10 protein-coding genes and 1 pseudogene are annotated in these 7,968 nt (G+C 62.2%); 6 read left to right on the top strand and 5 right to left on the bottom strand.

From position 1 onward, the window contains the following. Positions 1-233 precede the first annotated feature (233 nt). From HX846_RS18410 to HX846_RS18390, 5 genes are all read right to left on the bottom strand, one after another. Positions 234-932: a fimbria/pilus chaperone family protein gene (locus HX846_RS18410; RefSeq protein WP_008435638.1), complete on the bottom strand. Its 699-nt coding sequence runs from the start codon at positions 930-932 to the stop codon at positions 234-236. 28 nt (positions 933-960) lie between these two features. After that, on the bottom strand, positions 961-1,587 hold the full coding sequence (locus tag HX846_RS18405) for a DUF1120 domain-containing protein (protein WP_250884758.1): 627 nt from the start codon (positions 1,585-1,587) through the stop codon (positions 961-963). A gap of 64 nt (positions 1,588-1,651) precedes the next feature. After that, complete coding sequence (locus HX846_RS18400) at positions 1,652-2,281, bottom strand: DUF1120 domain-containing protein (protein ID WP_008435636.1); 630 nt, start codon at positions 2,279-2,281, stop codon at positions 1,652-1,654. Between the two features lie 43 nt (positions 2,282-2,324). After that, positions 2,325-2,942, bottom strand: coding sequence for a DUF1120 domain-containing protein (locus HX846_RS18395; RefSeq protein ID WP_166742204.1), 618 nt, complete (start codon positions 2,940-2,942; stop codon positions 2,325-2,327). Between the two features lie 44 nt (positions 2,943-2,986). Further along, positions 2,987-3,616 (bottom strand): DUF1120 domain-containing protein, encoded by a 630-nt coding sequence (locus HX846_RS18390; RefSeq protein WP_087692818.1) that lies wholly within the window; start codon positions 3,614-3,616, stop codon positions 2,987-2,989. A 504-nt stretch (positions 3,617-4,120) separates the two neighbouring features. On the opposite strand from HX846_RS18390, the gene HX846_RS18385 reads away from it, so the two are divergent. From HX846_RS18385 to HX846_RS18360, 6 genes and pseudogenes are all read left to right on the top strand, one after another. Further along, positions 4,121-4,855: a response regulator gene (locus HX846_RS18385; protein ID WP_003216349.1), complete on the top strand. Its 735-nt coding sequence runs from the start codon at positions 4,121-4,123 to the stop codon at positions 4,853-4,855. Between the two features lie 200 nt (positions 4,856-5,055). Then, entirely contained in the window at positions 5,056-5,691 is a 636-nt protein-coding gene (locus HX846_RS18380) for a response regulator transcription factor (RefSeq protein ID WP_102605020.1), read from the top strand. 100 nt (positions 5,692-5,791) lie between these two features. After that, a complete protein-coding gene (locus tag HX846_RS18375) occupies positions 5,792-6,262 on the top strand; it encodes a nuclear transport factor 2 family protein (RefSeq protein ID WP_008435632.1) in 471 nt (156 codons plus the stop codon). Positions 6,263-6,298: 36 nt separating this feature from the next. After that, positions 6,299-6,574, top strand: a complete 276-nt coding sequence (locus HX846_RS18370; protein WP_003216354.1) for a GIY-YIG nuclease family protein — start codon at positions 6,299-6,301, stop codon at positions 6,572-6,574. Between the two features lie 75 nt (positions 6,575-6,649). Next, entirely contained in the window at positions 6,650-7,585 is a 936-nt protein-coding gene (locus HX846_RS18365) for a glutathione S-transferase family protein (RefSeq protein ID WP_178965849.1), read from the top strand. A gap of 109 nt (positions 7,586-7,694) precedes the next feature. Continuing rightward, positions 7,695-7,968: pseudogene (locus HX846_RS18360) on the top strand (TonB-dependent siderophore receptor); the annotation flags it as partial.

The following is a 7,968-nucleotide window of genomic DNA, read 5'->3' as shown; positions in this document are numbered from 1 at the left end:
ATACCGCGCTGGTGCAGGGTTTGCGCGTCGAAGGCATCGGCCCAGGCATCGGCCGACAGCAACGCCATGGTCAGTGGCAGCGCGGCCCGCATCCGGGCGGGGCGTAAAGGACAGTCGGGCACGGCTTCGCCAGCCGGGTCAGTGGTTACTGTGTTCACGTAAAGGCACTCAGGTTATGGAAGCCGGCAACGGTTGGCGGGCTTCCCGGTGACAGTCACAGGGCTGTCACTTCGTTATTCAGCGTTTGCGGCGGTTATCGGTGCTTCATAGGCGGCGACGGCAAAGCCGTACACGGTGGCCGGCTGCAGGCGTACGGCCGTGGCGGTGTGGGGCGTGCTGAGCCGCAGGGTTTCGCCGGGCAACACATAAGTGCGCGGCAGCACCAGGCTCTGCTTGCCGGGCAGCAATTGCAGCTCCTGGGCCAGGCGCACTACGTAAGGCGTAGGGTTGGCGACGTTCAGGTGACCGGCGTTCAACGACCAGGTCAGCCCGGTCCAGGGTGTGCGGTTCGGCGCCAGGCCCTTGGGATGAATGATCACCGGCAGGTTCTGGCGCACGGTCACGCCCACCCGCGCATGGCCAGCCTGGGCGGCGTCACGGTCCTTGGGCATGCCTTCGAAGATCACCCGCTTCAGGCGTTGGGTTTTCAGGGGCGTGGGGTTGCGCAGGATAAAGCGCACCAGCTGGCTTTTGTCGGCCTCGACCCGGGACAGGGGCGGGGTGACGAACAGCAGCGATTCGGTGTCTTCCGGAATGTCTTCCAGGGTGACGTGCAGCAGGGCCAGTTTGCCGTCGGTGTTGGTCACCGACACCGAAGCTTCGCCGTCGGCCTCGTTGACGATCACCACCGAGGTGTCGGGCACCATGCCGTCGGCAAACGCCTGGGTGCTCAGCAGCCAGCCCAGGGCCAGCAAGGTTGGATAGGTCTTCATGACGCAGTTCCTAAAGTGATCACAGGGCTTAGAGGTAACGCAAATCCAGGACCAGTGAGCCATCGAGGGGAACGTCTTGCCTGAGGGTCAGACGGTTCGCCGGGTGGATGGTGGTCTGTGCGCGGATCCGGGTGGTCAGGGTGACGATGGGTTCCGGAAACGGTCGGCCGGGACGGGCAAAGCCCATCAGGGTCTTGGGGTGGATGGCCGGTTGGGGAGCCCAGAGGCCGCCTTCGGGGTTTGACACAAGTGACTGCATGGCCTGGCCGTCTCCTTGCGCCGCTTCGAACGCCAGGTCGACGTAACCCAACTGCTCCGCGGGCGCGATGGGGTTTCTCCCCAGGCCGTAGGTAGTGTCCGGTGCGGCGGACGAATCTTCGCGGCTGTCCAGGCCAATCAGGCCAAACAACAAGGGGCCGCTGCAGTGGATCTCTACCTCCAGCCATTGGGTAGGCAACGGGGTGGGAGCCACCTGGTTGAGGAGATGGGCAGGGATGGTGCCGTGGTCGATGATGCCGCTGCCGGAGAGCGCGATGGTGCAGGAGCTGGGGGTAACCAGGCCCGACAGGGTCATCTCGGTGGCGGTGCTGGCAAACACGCTAGAGCCGGTGTTGAGCAATAACAGCGCCGTGCACAGGCGTAGGGTTCTGTTCATCATTCGGTCTTCAATGTGTTCGGTGCAAGTAAGGCGCCTCGCCGCGAACGACGAGGCCGCGGGTTTACAGGTACTTCACTTCCAGCGTGGCCGAGCCGTCGATCGGGTGTTCATCGCTCAGGTCCAGGCTGTCGGCCCGGGCGATCTGCGCGTACACCACCAGGTCGCTGACGACTTGCTGGATCGGCACCGGCAGCCAGGTGCCCGAGGTTCTATCGCCGAAAGCCGCCAATGCGCTGGGTGGCAGGATCGCGTCCGCCGACTCTGCCCAGGTCGTGCCGTTATCCCCGGATTCCAGCACCGTGACGGCGACAGAGTCGGCGACTGCGTTATTCAGCATCAGGTCGTAGGCCCCCAGCTTCTGCGTACCGTTGATCAACCCCAGGCCGTAGGTGCCGCCGCTGGAGTTGGACCCGGCGCGGTTGTCGGTGCCCTTGACGGCAAACAGGGTGCCGCCGTCGCAGGTGATGGTCAGTTGCAAGGTGGTGCGTGGCAGTTGTTTGGGGGTCGTGAGGTTCAGGTCTTTGGCGGAGATCTTGCCGTAGTCCACCATCCCTCCGCCGGACAGGCCAGGTGTGCAGGCGTTGGGGGTAATCACCCCTTTGACAGTCAGGTCGACGGTGGACGCCGCCAGGGCAGAGGCGCTGGTGCTGAGCAGCAGCGCGGTGGCCAGGGCATTGAGCGTAAGTTTCATGGGGCACACGTTTCCTTTCGAGTGGGGCCGGTTGAATAAAGGGTTACAGGTACTTCAGTTGCACGGTGGCATGGCCGTCCAGCGGCACTTCGTCGAGCACGGTCAGGCGGTCGGTGCCGTCGACCATCGTGTACACGCGCAGGTCGGCACTGAATTGCCGTATCGCAATCGGGGTGTTCGCACCGCCGTTGGTGGCGACCGAGGTCTGGGTGTAGTGGCCCAGGTAAATCGACGGGAGCCAGGTCACCCCGCCATCGGTCGAGTTGATCGTCTTGACCGTGACGCCGTCCGCGACCGGGTTGAGCAGGCCGAATGCGGTGGCGCCAAGTTTTTCGCCACTGTCCGTCAGCCCCAGGCCATGCCAGTAGTCGTTAATTGCCGAAGTGCCGGCGCGGTTATCGATCGTGCTCAGCGCGATGAACGTTGGCGCTTCACACAGGACTTCCATTTGCATGGTCTGCGGCTGCAGTGAGGTCGGGCTGTCGGTGTTGAGTTCCTTGGCCGGCATTTTTCCGTAATCCACCACGCCTCCGCCGGAGAGCATGGGTTCACAGGCATTGGGTGTGATGGTGCCCGTGACGGCGAAGTCGGTACTGCTGGCGGCCAGGACGGTGGGGGCCAGCAGCAACGTGGCGAGAAAGACAGCGGGTGAGGAATTCATCATCGAGCAGCACCTTTTGGTTGCAGGTCAGGGGCGAAGGTGGGTTACAGGTAGAGCACTTCAATGGTGGCCGAGCCGTCGATATTGACTTCGTTGCTCAGGTCCAGGCCGTCGGTGCGGTTGATGTAGCCGCTGTAGGCCACGGGGGTGACCAGTTGCTGGGTGGCACGCGGGGTGCTGGCGTCTGCCAGGGTGGCGACCGAGAGATAGGTGCCGGTTTCAAAGCTGTTCCAACGCTCCCAGGTGACGCCATTGTCGAAAGACCCGATGGCTTGCACGGTTTCGCCGTCGGCCTGGGGCGGGCTACCGTTGGCGCCAAGGGTCAAGCTATAGGAACCCAGCTTTTGCGTGCCGTTGATAAAGCCCAGCCCGAAGCCGCTGCCGCTGCCGGAGCCAATACGGTTGTCGGTCGCCTTGAGGGCGAAGATCACCGGCGCATCGCAGGTCACGGTCATTTGCAGCGTGACTTTCGGCAACAGGGTGATCTGGGTGGCGTTCAAGTCCTTGGCCGACATCTTGCCGTGGTCGATGACCCCGCCACTGGACAGGCTCGGCGTGCAGGCATTCGGGGTGATGATGCCCTTGACTGTCAGGTCCACGGTGCTGGCGGCGAAGGCGGGGGCGGTGCCAGTGATCAGCAGGGCGCTGGCGACGGCGATCAGGTGCTTGTTCATGGTTGTATTGTCTCGGTGTTGGATCAACTGACGGGTGCAGCTCACCGCAGCGCAGAAAGAGGCGCGGTTGGGCGTCGGGTCAGTTCGGATAGTTGGCCGCCAGGTGAGTTGGCGGGTTGCCCTCTTGGGGTGGGGCGCAATTTAGCGCCGGGGGGGAGGAGGGGAAATACAAGAATTACGACAATCCGCTATCCCTCTAGCTCGCCTGCGTCAAGTCGGAATAGGTGGGCGGAGCTGTAGGAAAAACTGTCTTTTCGTAGTTCTTGTATCGCAAGAGTGGTATTCATGTGGATAGCTTGATTCGGTAATGGGTGCCAGGCGGATGGGTTAAGGATCACCGTCAAGCGCACCCTCACTAGACGATATGCCAGGGCCGTCTGATGGCCCTGGCAGGTCGGCGCCGATATCGAGGTGGCCATGATGCCAAGCGTGTTTGCTGACGACGCCCCCAGGCAGCAAACGGTGCCATGGCGCAGTCCTCCTGTTCACTGGAAGCACCTGAGCGTGCTGATCGTCGAGGACCATCAGGCCTATCGCGCCTTGATGGGCTGGTTCCTGCAAAAATTCGAAGTCGATCACGAACTGGTGTGCAACGGGCAGGCCGCGTTGACCGCCATCGCCCTGCGGCATTTCGACCTGGTGATCAGCGATTGCCGCATGCCGGTGCTGGATGGCTATAGCATGGCTCGTGAGATCAGGCGGCGAGAGGCCGTACACAGCCGCCCGCGTGTGCCGATCATTGCCTTGACCGCCAAACTCTCTGCGGACGATGCGCGCCGCTGCCTTGAGGCCGGCATGGATGCCTGGCTGCTCAAACCGCTGACCCTGGAACAATTGCGCGGGGTGCTGGAGCAGTGGCTGCCACAGCCGCCGGGCGCCAGTACGAACCCGCCTGCCACAGCCTGCGCCGGGGCGCACTGGCCGACTCGTGCCGAACTGATCAGGACATTTGGTGATGAACAGGTGGTGAACCAGATGTTGCGCACCCTGGTGCGCGAGGCCGAGGCTGATTACGCAGGCCTGGTACAGGCTTGCCGCATCGTCGACCCGCATGCATTGGTCGACTGCCTGCATCGCCTGGCGGGAAGCCTGGCGTTTTTTGGCGAGACGGAGCTGGATCGCTGTGCGGGGGAGTTGATCGAACAGGTGCGCAAGCACGGGATCCGGTGCAACAGGCGGGCATTGCAGCGGTTCGACCAGGACCTGCTGGTGTACCTGCGCTATTTGACAGATTTATGACATTTTCAGCGATTCTGTAGGGGGTATTACCTCTGTCTGTGGGCTTAGTTTGTAGGTGGTTTCCTTTTTTGTTGTAGGTAAAAAATCACCCGCTTAAGAACACGGGACGCCATTGAAAACCGCTCCCAGGTGGGCGGTTGTTGCCCGGGACGGACAGGGTTATTTTGCGCAAATCAATTTGCCATCACTCATGGATTTCTATGCTTCGCGTAATTATTGCTGACGATCATCCCATTGTTCGGATCGGGCAGAAGGTGGTGATCGAGGCCAACGGCAAGTGCAAGGTGGTCGGTGAGGCCAACGGCCCGGATGAGCTGTTGCGGGTACTGGGCAGCACCCCTTGCGATGTGCTGGTGACGGACTTCGCCATGCCGGGCGGGCATCAGGCTGACGGCTATGTGTTGTTGGGCTTGTTGCAACGCCAATACCCCGGGGTGCCGGTGATCCTGGTGACGATGTTCGCCAATATCGCCACCCTGCGTGCCTCGTTCGCCGAGGGCGCCCGAGGCATTGTCGCCAAGAGTGCATCGGCCAAGGAGTTGCCCACGGCCATCAAGGAAGTCTGCGAGGGCAAGACCTTCGTCAGCGAGTCCCTGCGGACCCAGTTGGTGCAGGCGGGCACGGGCGATCAATCACAACCGCCGCAACTGTCGGGCAAGGAACGCGAAGTGGTGCGCATGCTGGCCAGCGGCATGACCGTCAGCCAGATTGCCGCGCGGGTCAACCGCAGCATCTCCACCATCAGCAAACAGAAAAGTACCGCGATGAACCGGCTGTGTATCTCCACCGATGTGGATTTGTTCCACTATGCTCGCAGCAGCGGAATGGTGCCCTGAAGGGACGGGATGAGGTATTCCTGGCGTTGATGCCAGTAGTGTTCCCCGGCCTTGGGGATTATCGTACCGGCCATCCCAACTTCTTTTGCGGAACCTGCCCATGAGCGACGCCCATAACGCCTTGATCACCGAGTTCTACAGTGCCTTCCAGCGCCTGGATGCCGAAGCCATGAGCGCCTGCTACAGCGACGACGTGGTGTTCAGCGACCCGGCATTCGGTGAACTGCGTGGCCGTGATGCCGGCGACATGTGGCGCATGCTGACCACCCGGGCCAAGGACTTTTCCCTGACCTTCGACAGTGTGCGCAGCGATGAAATCACCGGCAGCGCCCACTGGGTGGCGACCTACCTGTTCAGTGCGACGGGCAACACCGTAGTCAACGATATCCGGGCGCGCTTTGTGTTTCGTGACGGCAAGATCTGCGAGCACCACGACCACTTTGACCTGTGGCGCTGGTCGCGGCAGGCGTTGGGCACCAAAGGCCTGTTGCTGGGCTGGACGCCGCTGGTGAAAAACGCCGTGCGGGCCCAGGCGCTGAAAGGGTTGAAGGCGTTCCAGGCCAGTCGTTGATAAGATTGGCGTTCCTTTGGTTTGCCGAATTGATCCGTGACGACTCCTTCTGAAGCCAAACCGTGGTTTGTCTACCTGGTGCGCGCCGCCAATGGCTCGCTCTATTGCGGTATCAGCAATGACCCGGTGCGCCGCTTTGCCATGCACCAGAGTGGCAAGGGCGCACGGTTTTTCCTCTCAAGCCCCGCCGTGGCGCTGGTGTACACCGAGGCATGCATCAGCAAGGCCGAGGCGCTGCGCCAGGAACGGCTGATCAAGAAACTCAAGAAAAGCGCCAAGGAGTGCCTGGCGGCGATCGGCCCATCAGTTTGACTGATAGGTTCCCATGCGCGCCTTTGCCGGGTTTGCAGGCTAAGCTGGACGCTCACTCATTGAGCGGAGCCTGGCATGACTGAGTTGATCCTCCACCACTACCCGCAATCCCCATTTGCCGAAAAAGCCCGCCTGTTGCTGGGCTTCAAGGGCTTGTCCTGGCGTTCGGTGCACATCTCGCCGGTGATGCCCAAGCCTGACTTGACGGCCCTCACCGGTGGTTATCGCAAGACCCCGGTGTTGCAGGTGGGAGCCGATATCTACTGCGACACCGCACTGATCGCCCGCCGCCTGGAGCAGGAAAAGTCCGCGCCGGCGCTGTTTCCCCAAGGCCTGGAACTGGTCAGCCAAAGCTTCGCCGCCTGGGCTGATTCGACGGTGTTCTCCCATGCCGTGAGCCTGGTGTTCCAGCCGGAATCCCTGGCGGTCAAGTTCGCCAAAGTGCCGCCGGAAATGCTCCAGGTGCTGGTGGCCGACCGCAGCAAATTGTTCAGTGGCGGCACGGCCACCCGTGTGCAACTGGATCAGGCCAAGCATCAATGGCCGGTGATCATCGGTCGTATCAATCAGCAGTTGCAGCACCAGCAGGGCGACTTCCTGTTCGGCGAGCCGTCGATTGCCGACTTCGCCCTGGCGCATCCGTTGTGGTTCCTCATGGGATCGCCGGTCACCTCGCCGCTGGTGGAAACCTATCCTGCGGTGGCCGCCTGGCTCGCCCGGGTGTTGGGTTTCGGGCATGGCACGTCGAGCCAGATGAGTGCCGAGCAAGCCCTGGAAGTCGCGCGCAATGCCACGCCGGCCAACCTGCCGGAAGAAATCTTCGAAGACCCGAACGGCTTCAAGCCCGGCCAGCAAGTGACCATCAGCGCCACCGACTACGGCACCGATCCGGTGGCCGGGGAGTTGCTGTTTGCCGGCCGCGAAGAGCTGATTCTGCGGCGCACCGATGACCGCGCCGGCACCGTGCATGTGCACGTTCCGCGCTTCGGATTTCGGATCCAACCGGCGTGACTGAAATTATTTTCAAATCGGTGTGAGGTAAAGCTGTCGGCCATCCGTGTAGTGCTTGAAACTGCGATTAATTCGCATTAACAGCGTTTTTACACACGGGTTCTCAAGCATGAAGTCCAGGGCAACGTCGGCGGGTTCGGTTAAACATTGGCTGGGAGCCTCGGTATTGGCAGTTTCGGGGCTGGCGCTGTTGCCCCTGGGCGTGGCGCAGGCGGCCGAGGCGCAGCAGCAGAGCACGCTGTTCAACTTTGCCCTGGCCGCCAAGCCGCTGCCCCAGGCCTTGAGCGACTTCACCCGGGTGACCGGCATCAGCGTGGTCTACACCGACGAAGCGCCGTACGCCATCAAGGCCCCGGCCATCACCGGGCAGATGAGTGCGGCCC

This window comes from Pseudomonas sp. K5002 (genome assembly GCF_013386655.1).
GTDB lineage: Bacteria > Pseudomonadota > Gammaproteobacteria > Pseudomonadales > Pseudomonadaceae > Aquipseudomonas.
This window is presented reverse-complemented; position numbering and strand designations above follow the sequence as displayed.